The organism is Gemmatimonadaceae bacterium (genome assembly GCA_036504815.1).
Taxonomy (GTDB): domain Bacteria; phylum Gemmatimonadota; class Gemmatimonadetes; order Gemmatimonadales; family Gemmatimonadaceae; genus PNKL01.
The window spans coordinates 218,064-234,564 of sequence record DASXUN010000004.1; the positions used below are offsets into that span (position 1 = coordinate 218,064).

Annotated in this window: 17 protein-coding genes; 8 read left to right on the plus strand and 9 right to left on the minus strand. The window is 70.0% G+C overall.

Annotated features, from left to right (window positions below; all coding sequences use genetic code 11):
- Positions 1 to 10: 10 nt before the first annotated feature.
- Positions 11 to 643, plus strand: coding sequence for an aminoacyl-tRNA hydrolase (gene pth, locus VGJ96_02565; protein HEY3285982.1), 633 nt, complete (start codon positions 11 to 13; stop codon positions 641 to 643).
- Here pth and VGJ96_02570 read toward each other — a convergent pair.
- Positions 525 to 1,118: a four helix bundle protein gene (locus tag VGJ96_02570; GenBank protein ID HEY3285983.1), complete on the minus strand. Its 594-nt coding sequence runs from the start codon at positions 1,116 to 1,118 to the stop codon at positions 525 to 527. The two genes, pth and VGJ96_02570, sit on opposite strands and share 119 nt — an antisense overlap.
- Positions 1,119 to 1,225: 107 nt before the next feature.
- On the opposite strand from VGJ96_02570, the gene ychF reads away from it, so the two are divergent.
- Positions 1,226 to 2,326, plus strand: a complete 1,101-nt coding sequence (ychF, locus tag VGJ96_02575; GenBank protein ID HEY3285984.1) for a redox-regulated ATPase YchF — start codon at positions 1,226 to 1,228, stop codon at positions 2,324 to 2,326.
- 42 nt (positions 2,327 to 2,368) lie between these two features.
- Here ychF and VGJ96_02580 read toward each other — a convergent pair whose 3' ends face one another.
- The 8 genes from VGJ96_02580 to VGJ96_02615 all read right to left on the minus strand — a co-directional run bounded on the left by VGJ96_02580 (position 2,369) and on the right by VGJ96_02615 (position 10,208).
- Entirely contained in the window at positions 2,369 to 4,060 is a 1,692-nt protein-coding gene (locus VGJ96_02580; protein ID HEY3285985.1) for an ABC transporter ATP-binding protein, read from the minus strand.
- Positions 4,057 to 5,208: a nucleotidyltransferase family protein gene (locus tag VGJ96_02585; GenBank protein HEY3285986.1), complete on the minus strand. Its 1,152-nt coding sequence runs from the start codon at positions 5,206 to 5,208 to the stop codon at positions 4,057 to 4,059. The genes VGJ96_02580 and VGJ96_02585 overlap by 4 nt, the downstream gene beginning before the upstream one ends.
- Positions 5,208 to 6,164, minus strand: coding sequence for a hypothetical protein (locus VGJ96_02590; protein ID HEY3285987.1), 957 nt, complete (start codon positions 6,162 to 6,164; stop codon positions 5,208 to 5,210). Before VGJ96_02590 ends, VGJ96_02585 begins: the two co-directional genes overlap by 1 nt.
- The gene (locus VGJ96_02595; GenBank protein ID HEY3285988.1) at positions 6,157 to 7,932 is read right to left on the minus strand and encodes an asparagine synthase-related protein; all 1,776 of its coding nucleotides are present in this window, start codon (positions 7,930 to 7,932) and stop codon (positions 6,157 to 6,159) included. Before VGJ96_02595 ends, VGJ96_02590 begins: the two co-directional genes overlap by 8 nt.
- On the minus strand, positions 7,932 to 8,393 hold the full coding sequence (locus VGJ96_02600; GenBank protein ID HEY3285989.1) for a lasso peptide biosynthesis B2 protein: 462 nt from the start codon (positions 8,391 to 8,393) through the stop codon (positions 7,932 to 7,934). The genes VGJ96_02595 and VGJ96_02600 overlap by 1 nt, the downstream gene beginning before the upstream one ends.
- Positions 8,368 to 8,676, minus strand: coding sequence for a PqqD family peptide modification chaperone (locus VGJ96_02605; protein ID HEY3285990.1), 309 nt, complete (start codon positions 8,674 to 8,676; stop codon positions 8,368 to 8,370). Before VGJ96_02605 ends, VGJ96_02600 begins: the two co-directional genes overlap by 26 nt.
- Positions 8,677 to 8,818: 142 nt before the next feature.
- Complete coding sequence (locus VGJ96_02610; GenBank protein HEY3285991.1) at positions 8,819 to 8,971, minus strand: lasso RiPP family leader peptide-containing protein; 153 nt, start codon at positions 8,969 to 8,971, stop codon at positions 8,819 to 8,821.
- 91 nt (positions 8,972 to 9,062) lie between these two features.
- Positions 9,063 to 10,208 (minus strand): class I SAM-dependent methyltransferase, encoded by a 1,146-nt coding sequence (locus VGJ96_02615; protein HEY3285992.1) that lies wholly within the window; start codon positions 10,206 to 10,208, stop codon positions 9,063 to 9,065.
- Positions 10,209 to 10,355: 147 nt separating this feature from the next.
- On the opposite strand from VGJ96_02615, the gene rpsF reads away from it, so the two are divergent.
- The 6 genes from rpsF (at position 10,356) to VGJ96_02645 (ending at position 16,446) form a co-directional block, all read left to right on the plus strand.
- Positions 10,356 to 10,718, plus strand: coding sequence for a 30S ribosomal protein S6 (gene rpsF / locus VGJ96_02620; GenBank protein ID HEY3285993.1), 363 nt, complete (start codon positions 10,356 to 10,358; stop codon positions 10,716 to 10,718).
- Positions 10,718 to 10,939: a 30S ribosomal protein S18 gene (gene rpsR, locus VGJ96_02625; protein HEY3285994.1), complete on the plus strand. Its 222-nt coding sequence runs from the start codon at positions 10,718 to 10,720 to the stop codon at positions 10,937 to 10,939. The genes rpsF and rpsR overlap by 1 nt, the downstream gene beginning before the upstream one ends.
- Positions 10,940 to 11,980: a DUF2232 domain-containing protein gene (locus tag VGJ96_02630; GenBank protein ID HEY3285995.1), complete on the plus strand. Its 1,041-nt coding sequence runs from the start codon at positions 10,940 to 10,942 to the stop codon at positions 11,978 to 11,980.
- 15 nt (positions 11,981 to 11,995) lie between these two features.
- On the plus strand, positions 11,996 to 12,439 hold the full coding sequence (rplI, locus tag VGJ96_02635) for a 50S ribosomal protein L9 (GenBank protein ID HEY3285996.1): 444 nt from the start codon (positions 11,996 to 11,998) through the stop codon (positions 12,437 to 12,439).
- A gap of 313 nt (positions 12,440 to 12,752) precedes the next feature.
- A complete protein-coding gene (rsfS, locus tag VGJ96_02640) occupies positions 12,753 to 13,118 on the plus strand; it encodes a ribosome silencing factor (protein HEY3285997.1) in 366 nt (121 codons plus the stop codon).
- A 13-nt stretch (positions 13,119 to 13,131) separates the two neighbouring features.
- Positions 13,132 to 16,446, plus strand: coding sequence for a hypothetical protein (locus tag VGJ96_02645; GenBank protein HEY3285998.1), 3,315 nt, complete (start codon positions 13,132 to 13,134; stop codon positions 16,444 to 16,446).
- Positions 16,447 to 16,501: the final 55 nt, after the last annotated feature.

Below are 16,501 nucleotides of genomic sequence, written 5' to 3' on the forward strand. Positions count from 1 at the left end.
TTCTCCGCTCGTGAAACTCGTCGTCGGCCTCGGCAATCCGGGTCCCGAATACGAGGATACGCGTCACAACGTCGGCTGGTGGGTGGTCAACCACCTGGCCGACGTTTGGCGTTTCCCCCCGTGGCGCGCCGGCCCCGCGGCGCGCGCGACGGACGGCGCGGTCGAGGGGCGCCGCGTTCGCCTGCTCAAGCCGCAGGCGTTCATGAACCTGAGCGGCGACGCGCTCGCGCCGTACGTGGATCGCCCGTTCTGGGCGGTCGCCAACGACCTGCTGGTAGTCGTCGACGACGTGGCCCTCCCGCTGGGCACCTTTCGCTTTCGGGCGAAGGGTTCGGCGGGGGGACACAACGGGCTACGCAGCGTCGAGGAGGCGCTGCGCACGCAGGAGTACGCGCGGCTGCGCATCGGCGTCGGACGAACGGAACCGATCCCGGGTGAGGTGCTGCGCGATTTCGTGCTCGGCGCGTTCACCCACGACGAGCAGGCGGCCGTGCGCGAACTGTTCCCCGCCCTGCACGCCGGCGTCACGACGTGGATCGTGGACGGGATTCTCGCCGCGATGAATCGTCATCCCGGACGCCCTTCACCCCCCGAGCCGCCACCCCCTTCGCCGCCGCCGGACGCACCCCCTCCCGCAGCTTGAGCCGCACGGTGCGGTTGAGCGCACCGAGCATCGCCCGCAGCTGGTTGGTCCGCGCCTCGAGCTTCGCATAGGGCACCGCCTCCAGCACCGCCGCGTCGCGCGCCAGCCGCAGCAGGTACGCGAACTCGTCGGTCGCCAGCGCCGCCTCGCGCATCGCCTGCGAGAACGCCGCAGCCGTCTCGCCCTCACAGCCCCGCACGATCAGCACCGGCACGCGCACGGCGGCGCGGCGGACGGTCGCGAGCAGTTCCGATTCCCCCGAACCGGCCGACGGCGCCGTCGGGGAGGCAGCCGCCGCCGCATTCTCCCCAGCGCCTCGCACCCCGACGGCACGATGGACGTCGACTGCGAGTTCGTGCGCCTTGGTCCAGACATCCAGCTTCCGATAATCCTGCATGGGCACCTCCGATGCGCCCATCTTCGCAGGTCCGGCGCCGGATGCCGTACCATACTTCCCCGCCTGGTTACCTTTCATTGCTGCTGTGGCACGTGGCGCCGTCGGCGCTCGACTCGGCCAACTGGATACGGACAACGGTGAACCGTTAACCGCTGTCCGTTCTTGTTTCCCGTACCCCCCTGCTCATGCTCTCGCTCGGTATCGTCGGTCTCCCCAACGTCGGCAAGTCCTCGCTATTCAACGCCATCACCTCCGCCGGCGCCGAAGCCGCCAACTATCCGTTCTGCACGATCGATCCGAACATCGGCGTGGTGGACGTCCCCGACCCGCGGCTCAATGCGCTCGCGGAGATCGTCAAGCCGATTCGCACGCTTCCGGCCGCCGTGCAGTTCGTGGACATCGCGGGACTCGTGCGCGGCGCGTCGAGGGGCGAGGGGCGCGGCAACGCCTTCCTGTCGAACATCCGCGAGACCGACGCCATCGTGCACGTGGTGCGCTGCTTCGACGACCACGACGTGACGCACGTGGATGGCGCCATCGATCCGGTGCGTGACCGCGAGACCATCGAGTTCGAGCTGGCGCTCGCCGACCTGTCGTCGGTGGAGAAGCGCCTCGACAAGGCGCGGCGCACCGCCAAGACGGGCGACAAGACGGCCGCGGTGGAGGCCGCCGCGCTCGAGAAGGCGATGGCGCCGCTCGCCGAGGGACGCGCGCTCTGGCACGTGGCGCTCACGAGCGAGGAGCGCGCCTGGCTCCAGCCGCTGCAGCTGCTGACGCTGAAGCCGATTCTCTATGCCGCCAACGTCACCGACGCCGAACTGGCCGGCAACGAGGGACCGCACGTCACGGCGCTGCGCGCCGCCATCGAGCGCGACCACGAGCCCGCGGAAGTCGTCACCTTCTCCGCCAAGATCGAGGCCGAGCTGTCGGAACTCCCGGTCGACGAGCGCGCCGAGTTCCTGTCGCACCTCGGGATCGAATCGGCCGGCCTCGACCGGCTGATCCGCGCCGGCTACCACCTCCTCGGCCTTCAGACCTACTTCACCGCCGGCGAGAAGGAAGTCCGCGCCTGGACCATTCATCGCGGCGACACCGCGCCCCAGGCCGCCGGCGTCATCCACTCCGATTTCGAGCGCGGGTTCATTCGCGCCGAAACGGCGAGCTATGACGATTTCGTGAAGCTCGGCGGATGGAAAGGCGCCAAGGAAGCCGGCGCGGTGCGCAGCGAGGGCAAGGAGTACGTCGTGAATGACGGCGACGTGCTGCTCTTTCGCTTCAACGTCTAGCGGTCGGCCGCGGCGCGGGCGGCCGTGGCTGACGCGACGGGCTCAGGCGAGCGCCACCACGCGGTCGGCGATCGCCTGCGGCCCCGCGCGATGCGCAATGAGCAGCACGGTGCAGCGTCCTCGCAGCGACGCCACCGACGCGAGCACGCGAGCCTCGGTCTCAAAATCGAGCGCGCTGGTCGCTTCATCGAGCACGAGCAGGCGTGGGGCGCGCAGCAGCGCGCGCGCGAGCGCAATGCGCTGGCGCTCCCCGCCGCTCAGTTGCACGCCGCGCTCGCCGATCGCCGCGTCGAGGCCACGCGGCAGCGCGTCCACGAAGTCGCAGGCGGCGGCCGCCAGCGCCCCCCGCATCTCGGCGTCGGTGGCCGTCGCGCGCGCCAGGAGGAGGTTTTCGCGAATCGTGCCGTGCAGGAGCATCGGCTCCTGCGCCAGGTAGCCGATCATCCCCCGCCACGCCTCGGGCGACCACGTGCGCAGCGGGCGCCCGTCCACGAGCACGTCGCCCGCGGTTGGCCGGAGCAGGCCGAGCACGAGATCCCCGATGGTGGTCTTGCCCGATCCCGATTCGCCGGTCACCACCGTGATCGCGCCGGCCTCGAGGGTGAGATCCACGCCGCGCACCGCGTCTGCCGCGGCACCGGGATAGCGGAACCGCACGCCGCGCAGTTCCACCAGCGGCGGAACGTCGGGCGGCGCGTCGGCAGACACGGGTTCCAGCGGCGCCTGCGCTGCCGCCTCCTCGCAGCGCTGCAGGAGCCGCTGCACCGAATCGTACGACGCGAGGCACTGCTGCAGATGGCTGAACAGCGATTGCAGGTCCGCGAGCCGCGGGACGAGGCGCGCGCAGACGGCGAGCAGGACGAGCAGCGGCGCCGCGGCAATGACGGACGTGCGCACGGCCAGCACGACGAGCGCGGCGAGTCCCAGCGCCGTGGCCACCGCGAGCGCGAACGACACCCCGGCGCGACGCGCCGCCACCCGACGCGTCAGCCGTGCCCAGAGGTCGGTTTCGCGACGCACCGTGTCCACCGCCGCGCGGCCGGCGTCATGCGCGTGCAGCATCTTGAGCCCGCCAAGAAATTCGCTGAGCCGCGCGAAGACGTCCTCGGAGGCGCGCAGAAGGTCCTCACCCTCGACGCGTCCCGGCGCGCGCAGCACCCGCGCCACCGCCAGCACCAGCAATCCGCTGGACACGACCGCCACGAAGAGGAGCGGCGAGAGCGCCAGCGCCGCGGCCGTGCCCGCGGCAAGGGTGGCGGCCAGCGAAGCCCCCTGCAGCACCATCACGAGCGCGCTGTGCACGTCATCCACCTGCGGGCCCACCGCGTGCATCACCGCGCCGGGACGCTCCCCTGTGAAACGCGCCCACGGCATTCGGACGACGGCGGCAAACAGCCGCGTGCGCAGCGACGCGACGAGGGTGGATTCGAGCCGCGCCTGTTCCTGCGCCAGCATCCACTGCGCCGCCGCGCGCAGCGCGACGAGCACCACCACGACGGCCAGGGCCGCCTCGAGCGTTGCGGGCACGCCCAGCGCTCCGAGCAGGCGATCGGCCAGCCCCGCAGCTCCGCTGCCGGCGCCGGCGTCAACGCCCGCGCCGCGCAGCACCAGCACCAGCAGCAACAAGCCGATCCCCTCAGTGAGCATCACTACCACGGTCAGCACCGCCACGAGGGTCATCGGCCGGCGATGCTCGCGCCACAGCGCGCGCACGAACGCGATCAGTGCGCTCATTCGCCGCCCCCTAGGGCGCGACGCAGCAGTCGAAGCGCGCGCACCGGGAAGGCCAGCGGAAGCAGCGCGTCGGGAAGGCGGAGGGCCTGTCGTTCGCGCGTGGTCGGAAGACTCGCGGCATACATCACGTAGCGCACCTGCGGCCACGCGCCGGCAAGCCACTGGAGATCGTAGCGCGCGGTGGACTCCCGCCCGACGTCTTCGGTGGTCACCTCGCCTCGCAGTGCAGACACCGCCGCCCCGGCGAGTCGCGCCGCACGGTGGTCGGAGCGCGCGCGATCACGCATCGCGACCGGCACCGGCACCTCAAGCACGTCGTGCGCCACCAGCAAGGCGGTGTGCAGCGCGCACGCCTGACTCCACTCCGATGCGATTGCCGCAAGCCGCATCCAGTCAAAACCGTCACGCTGAACGGCGTGCCCAAAGTCCGCCACCCAGAGCAGCGATCTCCACGCGTGCTTCACGCCGTGCAGCGCGAGCAGCGCGGCCAGTTCCTCGCTGCCGGGCACCAGCACCTCGGCCCCGCCGAGCGCCATCGTGCGCGCCGTCGCGAACAGCGGCGCGGGATCCTGCGGCGCACCGTAGCGGCGCGCGTGGCATCGCCAGTGCAGTTCCACGGGCCAGACGCTCGCGTCGTGTTCGAGCAGATCCACGCCCTCCCACGCATGGTAGAAGCGCGCTTCGCGCTCGGTGAAGCCGGCGGGCGCGCGATAGCCGGCCGCCGCCAGTGCGCGGCGCGCGGCGGCGCGATCGCGTTTCGCGATGAGGATGTCGAGATCCGTGAACCGGCGGGCCGCCAGGTCGCCGTGCACGTCGGCGGCGAGCGCGGGCCCCTTGTACGCGAGGGCGCGAACCCCGCCGTGCGAAAGCGCCTGGAGCACCGCGAGCAGTTCTCGCGTTCCCGCCATCGCGCGGCGCGCAAGGTCGCGCGTCTCATCCACCAGCGCGTCGCGCACCTCGGACGGGACGCTCTCACGGGGAAGCTCGCGCACCACCCACCACGGCACGTCGTGTTGCCGCGCGAGGTCCGCCACCCGACGCCAGTCGCCGACTGCCTCCGCCGCCAAGGCGCGCGCCGCGGTGGCGCCCGCGTCACGTCGCACGCAGGCGAGCACGAAGGCCAGTTCGGGATCTGCCGATGCCGCCATCATGCACTCCAATCTGCATCCCGGGCGGATGCCCGGATGCAGTCCAACAAGGCGTCCAGCCGTACGGGATCCGCGTGTGGCACGAGCCGAAGCACGCGACGCCCGCGCATCATCGCGCCGAGCGAACGCATCTCCTCGGCGCGCATGGCGTCGTCGAGCAGGTAGTTCGCATACGTGTTGGCCACCAGCGCCATCAGGCCGTCGGCGCCGCCCATTGGCTCCGCATACGGCGCGCGCGGCTCCGCGCTGCGCTCCGCCAGCACGAAGATGGCGCCGAGCGGCGCGGGCTCCGCACGAAAGGCGTAGTCGGCGCCCAGCGGCAGGCCGCGCTTGTCCCACGAGGGGGTGATGCGCGGCAACTGCTGCGACGTCCCGAACACCATGCGCTCGGATTCGTCCCACAGGCGCAGGAGCCGGTACGATGGGTACGCCATCGCGATGCCATCCACCAGGCGCAGCGCCACGACATCGTCGGCGAGCACGGCGTCGCCGGCCGCCGCAAATGCCGCCGCGGTCGTGCTCTTCCCCGCCCCGGCCGGTCCGACCAGCAGCACGGCGCGCCCGTCGCGCATCACCGCGCTCGCATGCAGCGCGAGCACGCCGCGGCGGCGCAGGACAAATCCCAGCACCGGGCCGAGCAGATAGGTGGCGGTGTCGGCCAGCGTCGAGTCGGTGGCCCACCAGCCGCGCACTTGGGTGGCCGCGCCGTTCACGGTGAAGCCCGTGCCATCGGGATAGCGGAACCAGAACGTGCCCGCATCGTCTCGCCGGACGTCGCTCGCATGTCCCGTCGCGCCGCCGTCGCCATACGGCTGGGCACCGCGCGGCACGGCCGGCGACGGCGCGCCCTGCGCCAGCGTGACCAGCACGTCGACGGCGCGCGCGTCGGCGGACGGCAGGTCCGGCAGCGGCACATCGGCACGCACGGTAAGACCGCAGATCTGGTAATCAGGCACGCGCACCCTCCATCCGCGCCATCCAGCGGTCGAGGAGAATCACGCGCCACGCCTCGACTGCCAGGTTCGGGGCGCCATCCCGCAAGATCGATTCGGCGCGCGCCCGATCCACCCAAGGCGCCACACGCGGCGAGAGCTTCACGACGGCGCCGCCCGCGGCGCGCCATTGCGCGACCCGCGCCTCGTAGTAGCCGCGGAGCGGTGTCTTGGGCCGCGTGCGGATCGCCTCGGGCAGCCGTCCACGCATCGCCTCGCGAAAGAGCGTCTTGTGCTCCCCCCACGGCACCGCCGGGATCGCAAAGACGAACGCGATGACGCGCGGATCGACGAGGGGAAGCGTCGGCAGCGTCGCCGCGCGCGTGTACGATGGCGCGGTGGCCTGATACACGTTGTCCCACAACGGCGACGACAGCAGTCGCACCGAAGGTGCGCGCACCGGATGCGACACGAGCGCGACCGCGGACTGCGGCGCCCGGGCCCCCGCGAGCAGCCACGGCGTCCGATCGGGAATTCGTCCCAACGCGCGCCGCATCCGTGCCCGCCACTCGAGGCCAATCCATGGCCGCGCGCCCGTGGCGCGCCAATACGCCCACCATGCCGTCGCAACTTCCGCGAGGCCCCGTTCGCGGACCTGTGACGCAAGCGTCGGTGGACGCATCAGGGTGTCGCCGTCCTCGCCGATGAACATGACCGGCGCGTGACGCGCGAGCGCCGCATGGCTTCGCCGAACGACGCCGAGGTCGGGTTCGTCGAGCGGCTCCGGCGCATACGGCGCCGCATCATCCAGCCAGGCCAACGGCAGTTCGTCGTCGCCCAGGAGTGTGTCGTGCGCCAGGCCCAGCTGGCGGGCCACCATAGGCGCCAGCTGATCGTCGTCGCAGGGCACCAGCCGCGGGAAGCTGACCGTTTGCGCAAAGAGCGGGAGCTGCGGTGCGACCGCCCGCACCATCGCGGCAAGCATCGGGCTGTCGAGCCCCCCGCTCAGCTGGATGCCGGCCGTCGGTGCGCGCAGGCGGTCGCGCACGGCCTCGCCCAGGACAGCCAGGAATCCCTCGACGTACTGTCCACCATCACGGTAACGAAGCGGCTCGGGAACCGGGTATTCCCAGCAGCGCCGCAGTCGCGGATCGCCCCGACCGGAGAAGGTCGCGACATGCGCCGGCGGCACGCGATGCACGTCACGCCAGACCGTCCCCGTCACGTCCTCGACGTAGCCGACCCGGAGAAAGGCAGCCATCGCCTCCTCGCGCCAGGCGGTGGCCAGCGGCGCGTGCGCGCGCACGCCCTCGATGGACGAGGCCAGCACGAGCCTCGAACCGTCGCGTCCCCAGTAGCACTGCCGGTTGCCGTGATGATCGCGGAACATGGTCAGGCGCCGCGAGGCCGGTTCCCAGATCCCAAAGGCGAAGTCGCCGATCAGGCGCTCGGCGCAGCGCTCACCCCATAGCTCCCAGGCCGCCATCGCGAGTTCCGCGTCGGCGGCCCCGGGAGGCGGCTCGGTCCCGGCCGTCCGCAGGGCGCGGCGCAGGTCGCCCTGCGCATCGAGCCGCAGCGCGCCAAAAAGAACCGCGCCGCGCGCCCCCACGCATGGCAGGGCGCGATCGAAATCCAGCGGCGCCGGGTGCGCGAGATGCGCGCCGCACAATCCCTCCGCGCGAAACGGCACGGTGACGGTGCCGTCAATCGCCAGTGCTGAGGCGAGCGGCACGGCCGCGTCGGCGGTGAGCGGCGCGCCATCGAGGTCCACGACCGCAGCGAAGCCGAGCATCAGTCGCCGCGCTCGCCGGTCGCGCCGGGATCGCCGAAGACCGCGAGTCGCTGATACCGATCCAGATCGGTAGCGGCGCCGCTGACGATGACGCCGGCGCTCTCCACCCAGGCGTGCGCCTCCAGCGGCCGTCCGTCGCGGGCCACTCCAATCGTGGTGCGAGCCGTGCATCCCGCGCGGCGCAGGAGCACCTCGGCCGTGAGCGCCTGCGCCAGACAGCGCGCGTCTGGGACCATCGCCGCCGCACGCGCCACGGCGCGGCGCACTTCGACGGCGTAGGCGGCGTCCTCGCGCAGCGCCTGCTCACCCGCGAGCCATTCGGTGAACCGTCTCACGCGCGGAAAGGCGCGGACGAGCAGCAGCACCCGAATGACGGCCAGCAGGCCGAGGGCGCGCACGGCCAGGGCGCGTTCGCGCGGCGAAAGGCGCGCGAAGTTACGAAGCCGGCGCGGCAGGAGCACGCACCACCAGACCCTTGGCCAGCAGCAGCTCGACGAAGGCCAGCACATCGGCCGCGCACTCGGCGGGCTCGACGTCGTACTCATCGCAGATCGCCTGAACGACCTCATGAATCACGACCGGACGCTGCACCAGCGTCCAGATGCGGGCCGCCACGCGGTCCACACCGTAGTAGACGCCGTCTCGCATGCCGAGGATCACGGCCTCACCGGCGACGTCGGCCGACACTTGATCGCGCGACGCCACGACCGCATCGGCGACGGTCAACCCAGACGTGATGGACACTCGCCGTTCCCTCATCTGAAGAGATGATCCCGCCGGGCACGACTGCCGTGATGCGACCCAACGCGGACCACCGTCCGAATAGAAAACAAACGGCCGTCCCGCACCAGCGTGCCAGACGGCCTGCTCCCGCGCTGACGGCGCGTCAGGACTTGATGTTGTTCGGCCCGCCGTCCTTGAGCGTGCCGGCCTTGGAACGCGTGGCCGTCACGGCCGCGACCGTCCCGTACTCGCGAAGGGTCGGAGCCGCGTACTCCTGCTTCTCGGGCAGGCACTGTTGCTCGTTTGACCGGTCCATGCCCACTCCCCGCCGAAATGAAACTGACTGCGTTCGTGACACCGTTAGTAATATGGGCAATCGCGAGCTGAAATTCAATGCAAAAAGCCTGCTACTCGACCCCGCGATCCCATCGCTTCGCCTGCTGAAATGATGCCTGGACCCAGCGTTCCGCCTCACTCTCGCTGGTGAAGAGCGCTGGCCAACGACGGCGAGCCTCGCCGGCCGCGGCGGCCACGGTCGTGGAGCGACCGAGCTGCGTCAAGAGCCACGCGAGCGCCTCCGACCGCACGCCGAGCGTCGGCAGCGGCGACGCCACGGGCGGCGGCAGCAGCGTCGGATGCATGACCGTCTCTGCCAGCGAGTGGTGGTCGAACACGGTCGTGCCATCCAGGGTCTCGCCGCGCCACTGCCAGACGTAGCCGCCCGGCACGTGCCGCGCGCGAAGCTCCACCTGCATCCGCTGGCCCGCCTTCACATGGAAGGGTTTCGCCAGCGGAAGGAGCAGGTTGCGGTACATCTCGACGCTCGTGCCCGGCGCGTTGGAGAAACCGATGCCCGGCTGCAATTCGGCGTCGAACCAGAGCGTCAACGCCTCGAACAGTCCGTCACGCGCGACGGAGATCTCCACGCGTGTCTCGAAGTCGGGGGAACCGACGGTGGCATAGTCGATGGCGGCCCACTGCACGCCCGCCCCGAGCAGCTGTCCCCTCTCCACGCTGGTGCGATACGGCACCGAGGCCACGTGCGAAAGAATAGGCGTGATATCGCAACGATCGGCGGCATGTGACTGCAGCACGTCCCGGCGGTACGTTGTCGACACCTCCGAAGGCGCCACCCAGAGCGTGTCGCGTTCCCAGACCAGGCGCGCACCGGGGCGCAGTTGGCGGTCGCGCACCGCCATGAAGACGGGAAGGTGATCACCGGAGATGGGGAGCGTCCCCCGCAGATCGCTGATGAGAACGTCCGGCGGCGCGGGCAGGGCCACCCGCGCGCCGTCGGCGTGATACCAGGCGATGCGCGCCTCGCACCCGTTGGCCTTTGCGACCTGCGGGACGAGGGTTACGGCCGGATTGATGTCCACGGCGTCCACGTGCGCCGCGCCCGCCTGGCAGGCGATCACCGACCAGTAGCCGAAGCCGCATCCGAGGTCGAGTACGCGGTCTCCGGGACGGACCACCCGCCGGATGGCGGCGTCCATGGCATCGGTCCGCGCGCGGTCGTTCACCATCGCGAGGAACTGGGAGACGGTGTACATAAAACGAATCTCGCGCCCCGATTGACCGGCGGCCAGTCGGGGAATAGCTTTAGAGGCTCAACATCACGCGGCCGTCCTGGCCGCCCTGCCTCCCCCCGCGTCGGCAACCCGCGGGGGGCGCGAACGACCAAAGGAGGATTGCCATCCGTGACTCGTGAATACGAGGCGGTGTACGTCTTCGACTCGACGCTCGAAGACGCCGCCATCAACGACAAGATCGCCAAGCACCACGCGCTGCTCAGCGCCGAGGGCGAGATTGCGCTCAACCACTGGGGCCGTCGCCAGCTCGCCTACAAGATCGGCAAGCGGGAGACGGGGTATTACGTCGTCGCCCGCTTCAAGGCGGACGGCAAGGTGCTCCCCGAGTTCGAGCGCTCGCTCAAGCTCGACGACGCGGTGGTCCGCTACCTCATCTCGATCCATGAGCATGAGCTCGGCGCCCCGCCGATGACCGAAGAACAGCTCGCCGCCAAGCGGGCCCGTGACGACGACGACGAGGACGACGAATAATGCGCCGCCAGCGAAAGACATGCCCCATGGACGAGTTGCGCATCCGCCATGTGGACTACAAGGACGAGCGCTTCCTGTCGCGCTTCGTCACCGACAACGGCAAGATCCTTCCGAGCCGCCTGAGCGGCACGTGCGCGCGTCACCAGCGTCAGCTGGCGAGCGCCATCAAGAAGGCGCGCTACCTGGCGCTCCTGCCGTACACGCGCGGACAGTCGCAGTAAGTGACGAATCCCGTCGCCGAACCCACGCCGGCCGCGGTTCCCCGCGAACGCGGCTGGCGCAGTGTCGGCGGCGGGCTGGTGTTGGTGCTCCTCCTGCCGGCCATGCCGCCGTTCTCGGTGATCCTGCCGGTGGCGGAGACGACGCTGGTGCTGGTCCCCGTGCTCGCGGCGTGCGCGCTGGCGGGATGGAAGGCCGGCGGGCGGCTCTTCCTCGCGGTGCTCTGGGTGGCGTTCGCCGCCTGGGTCGTGGCGACGGGGCCGGGGCGCACGGACTATGCGCTGCTGGCGCGGGGCTGGGGGGTGCTGGTGGCGGTGGCATTCGCGGTGTGGGCGCTGGTCTGGCCCGACCGGCCGTTCCTGCCGCGCGCGCTGGCCACGCTCGGACTGGCGCTGGCCGTGGGGGGCGTTTCGACCCTCGCGGTGCCCGGCGGCCCGGCCCGGGTGAAGCAGGTGTTCGCAAGCGAGGTCCTGCGGCGCGCCGACACGTTCGACGCGGACTGGCGGGCCCGGCTGGCGACGAAGGACTGGCAGGATTTCCGCTCGAGCAATGCCGAATCCGCGGCCTGGTTCGAGAAGACGCTGGAGGACCAGCGCGTGATGGTTCGGCGCACCGCCGAACAGTCGCCGATGCTCTTCCCGGCCCTGCTGGCGCTGGAAACGATGGCCGCGCTCGCGCTGGCGTGGGCGGTCTATCACCGCGTGGGGCGCGCCCGCATCGGCGCGCCGCTGTCGCGGTTGCGGGAGTTCCGGTTCAATGACCAGTTCATCTGGGGCCTGGTCGGCGGGCTGGTGTTGGTGGTGGTGCCGGGGCTGGGGCCCGTGCGGGATGTGGGCGCCAACCTGCTGGTCTTCTTCGGCGCGCTGTACGCGCTCCGCGGGGCCGGGGTGGCCGTGTACTTCCTGGCCCCCGGGCGGATCATGACGGTCGTTCTGGTCGGTGCATCGGTGCTGTTCGCCGGTGCCGCCGGCGTGATATTCTTGGGGCTCGGCTTGGGCGACACGTGGCTCGATTGGCGTCGCCGGACGCGCCCGTCAACCTGAACGTTGGGGTTTCCGATGGAAGTCATTCTGCGAGAAGCGGTCGAAAAACTCGGGCATCCGGGCGACATCGTGAAGGTGTCGGCGGGGTTTGCCCGCAACTTCCTGCTCCCGCGCGGCATCGCGTACGAAGCCACGCCGGGCAACAAGAAGCGCATTGCCCAGGAGAAGGCCACGCTCGAGGCGGCGGAGAACGCGCGCCGCACCGCGGCCGAGGAGTTCGCCGCGAAGATCGAGCCCATCTCCCTCACCTTCGCCGCGCGCGTGGGCGAGGAAGGCAAGCTGTTCGGGTCGGTGACGACCGCGGACATTGCCGCCCAGCTCGAGGCGCAGGGCATCCACATCGAGAAGCGGCAGATCGACCTGCACGAGCCCATCAAGGCGCTCGGCGTCTACAAGGTCGCCATCAAGCTGCATGCGGATGTGAAGCCCGAAATCAAGGTTTGGGTGATCAAGGGCTGAGTACGACAGAGTACGACAGAGTACGGCAGAGTACGACAGAGTAGCACAGAACGGGGACAGCTTGCTGGCCCCGTTCTGTGTTTCTGGCATCGTGCCGGCGCGGCGGGCGCGATGGGGCGCGGGCGGGGTGTGCTCCGCCTTGGGCCGGCGGGTGTGCGCTGGGTCACTGCCGGCGCACGCGGGGCGTGCGAGGGCGAGACTCACACGCTCGGCGCCGGGTATGTACCTCTGTCGTACTCTGTCGTATTCTGTCCTATTCCGTCGTTCGCTTCCGTGCCGGAACTTTCCCTTCACGCCGGTGTTTCGTCCATAGATGTCCCCCATCGCTGCTCCCGCCAAGATCGCCGAGCATGCGCGGCGTGCCGCGACGCTCTGCGTTGACAACAAGGCCCAGGACGTGGTGCTGCTCGACCTCCATGGCGTCACGGACATGGCCGACTACTTCGTGGTCGCCACCGGGACGTCCGACACGCACGTGCGCAGTGTCGCGCAGCACGTCGTCGAGGAGATGGCGCGGGCCGGCCTGAAGGCCTATCACATCGAGGGCGCCGACACCGGACGCTGGGTGCTGGTGGATTTCGTCGATTTCGTGGTGCACGTGTTTCACCCGTCCATGCGGTCGTATTACCAGATTGAACGACTGTGGGGTGACGCCCCCGCCGTCGCCATCACGTCCTAAGCCGGGAGCGTTGATGTCGAAGTTCCGCCTCGCTGGCCTGTGCCTGGTGGGCCTGTGCCTCGCACAGCCGCTCGCCGCCCAGGGGTACTTCGGCCAGAACCAGGTCCAGTTCCAGAAGCTGAACTGGCGGGTGCTGAAGACCGAGCACTTCGACATCCACTTCTACCCGGAGGAGGAGCGGATGGCGCGCCTCGCCGGGAGCCTGGCGGAGCGCTCGTACGCGCGGCTGTCGCGCCTGATGAACTATCAGTTCAAGGAGCGCAAGCCGATCATCATCTTCGCGTCGCGCGGCGCCTTTGCCCAGAACAACGTCTTTGGCGACCTCGGCGAAGGGACGGGCGGCGTCACCGACGCGCAGCGCCAGCGCAACATGTTCTTCCTCAACGGCGACCTCGGCGAGGCAGAGCACGTGTTGACGCACGAGATGGTGCACCAGTTCCAGTACGACATCTTCTCGCGCGGCCACGCCGGCCAGGGGCTCGAGACGCTGCAGCAGCGCATGCCGCCGCTCTGGTTCGCGGAAGGCATGGCCGAGTACCTGTCGGTCGGCCCCGACCACCCGGCCACCGATGGCGTGATCCGCGACGCGGCGCTGAGCGGCAAGTTCCCGACGGTCGAGGACCTCGAACGGCGCCCGGACCAGTACTTCCCGTACCGCTACGGCGAGTCGCTGTGGCGCTACATCGGCACGCGCTGGGGCGACGAGATCGTCGGCGAGATCATGCAGTCCACGCCGACGGTCGGCTACGACCGCGCCTTCAAGCGGCACACGGGGCTCTCGCTCGAGGAGCTCGGCGCCGACTGGAAGGACGCCATGCAGTCGCAGTACCTGCCGCAGGTGGAGCGGCTCGACCGGCCGCGGAAGATCGCGACGTCCCTGCTCACCGAGCGCAAGACCGGCGGCATCATCCCGGTCTATGTCGCCCCCGCGCTCTCGCAGGACGGCAAGTACATCGCGTACATCTCGACGGGCAGCCTGGTGAAGGCCGAGGTCTTCCTCGACCTCTACCTGGCCGACGCCGAGTCGGGCAAGCGGCTCAAGCGGCTCACCAAGAGCACGCTCAATCCGGAGTTCGAGGAGCTGCGCTACGCCTATTCGCAGAGCGCGTTCTCCCGCGATGGACGGTATCTCGCCTTCACGGCGCAGCGCAGCGGCAAGGACGTGATCTACGTCGCCGACGTGCGCAGCCACGACATCGTGCGCCGCCTCGACACGGGGCTCGACGCGATGGTCGGCCCGAGCTGGTCGCCCGACGGGCGGCAGATCGTCTTCAGCGGCCTCAGCGGCGGCATCTCCGACCTGTACATCATCGACGCCGACGGCAAGAACCTGCGCCGCCTCACCAACGACCTCTACGGCGACCTGATGCCGGCGTGGTCGCCCGACGGCAAGCAGATCGCCTTCGTGAGCGAGCGCGGCCCGCAGACGCAGCTCGACGTGCTCAAGTTCGGGCGGTGGCGCATCAGCGTGCTCGACCTCGCGTCGGGGCAGACCGAGGTGCTCCCCGGGCAGAGCGGCAAGAACCTCAACCCGCAGTGGGCCCCCGATGGCAAGTCGCTGGCGTTCATCAGCGATCGCGTGGGCATTCCGCAGGTCTTCCTCTACGATTTCGCCGACGGCCAGCACTACCAGCTGACGCGCCTCGTGGGCGGCGTCCAGTCCGTGACCGAGAACAGCCCGGCGCTCACGTGGGCCGCGACCGCCGACCGCCTGGCGTTCGTGTACAGCGAGGGGAGCGGATACACCGTCTGGCAGGTGAGCAACCCGCGCGCGCTCAAGGGCGCGCCGTTCCGCGAGGAGGCGGTGGTTGCCGCGTCGGGAGCGGTGGAGGCGCGCGTCACGCAGGACACCGCCGAGATGCGGCGCCGCAGTGAGCGGGCGGCCGCGGAAGCGAAGGTCAGCGCCATCGTGGCGAAGGCGGCCGCGGGTCGCGACTCGGTGCTCGCGCCGCCGCAGCCCGCGCAGCCGCCGCAGGCCGCACCGGCGCCGAGCCGCGATCCGCGCCGGCAGTCCGTCTACCGCGGCGAGGGCGGGCTGCGTCCCACGGATCGCCTGCCCGAACGCACGGGAGCGCCGGGAGCCGGCGTGAGCGTGGCCTCACTGCTCGACAACGCCACCTTCGCCCTTCCCGACACCACCAAGTTCCGGGAGACGCGGTATCCGGGCTCGCTGCGTCCCGAGTACATCGCGCGGCCGCAGGTGGGATACGCGCAGGACAACTACGGCCGCGGCGTCTACGGCGGCACGGCCATCGTGCTCTCCGACCTCGTCGGCAACCGGCGACTCGCACTCGCGGGTAGCATCAATGGCCGTGTGGAAGAGGCGCAGCTCTTCGCCGCGTACCAGTCGCTCGCGCATCGGTTCCAGTACACGGTCGGCGTCCAGCAGTCCCCGAGCTTCTTCCTCGCGGGATCGGCGCTGACCCCCGTGTCCAACACGCAGGCCGTGCAGCAGCAGGTGATCGCCCGGTACATCCAGCGCTCGATGTTCCTGGCCGGGCTCTATCCGCTCAACCGCTTCAAGCGGTTCGAATACGGCATGAGCCTCAACAACATCGACCGCTCGCTGATGTTCGTCAGCTACGGCGTGGACTACGCCTACGGCTACACGACGCAGCTCTACATTGACAGCATCGTGAACGCGTCGTCGCTGAACTTCGCGGCGCCGTATGTCGCGTTCGTGCACGACAACTCGATCATGGGTTATACCGGGCCGATCTTCGGACAGCGGTACCGCTTCGAGATCGAGCGCGCGATGGGGAACCTGAGCTGGACCAACTACAACGCTGACTACCGGCGCTACGACGCGATCCTGTTCAGCTACCTCACCCTCGCCACGCGCCTGCAGACGGCCATCTCGGCCGGCAGCGGCGAGTTCGAGTTCCCCAAGTACATCGGGCGCGCCGACATCATCCGCGGCTACGACCGCGAGAACTACTACTCCAACGCCTGCTCCACGGCCCCGGGCGGCACTGGCGAGTGTTCGGCCACGCAGCTGCTCGGCAGCCGCGTGGCGTTCGGCAACATGGAGCTGCGCTTCCCCGTTGTCCGGCCGTTCAAGTTCCGGAAGACGCTGGTGCAGTTCCTCCCCGTCGACGGACTCATCTTCGGCGACGCGGGCGTGGCGTGGAGCAAGGGACAGTCCGTGACGCTCTCGCGGCCCAAGAACTACGACTGGACCACGCAGCGCTATCCATTGCGCAGCTACGGCTATGGCTTCCGCGTCAACCTGTTCAACTTCGCCATCCTGCGGATCGACCGGTCGTACCCGCTCGATGCGGCCTCGAAGAAGGGGTACTGGTTCTGGACGCTGGGGTCGAGCTTCTGACGATCGAGGACCTGGAATCCGGAATCGGATCCCGGATCACGAACTCGAATCGCGA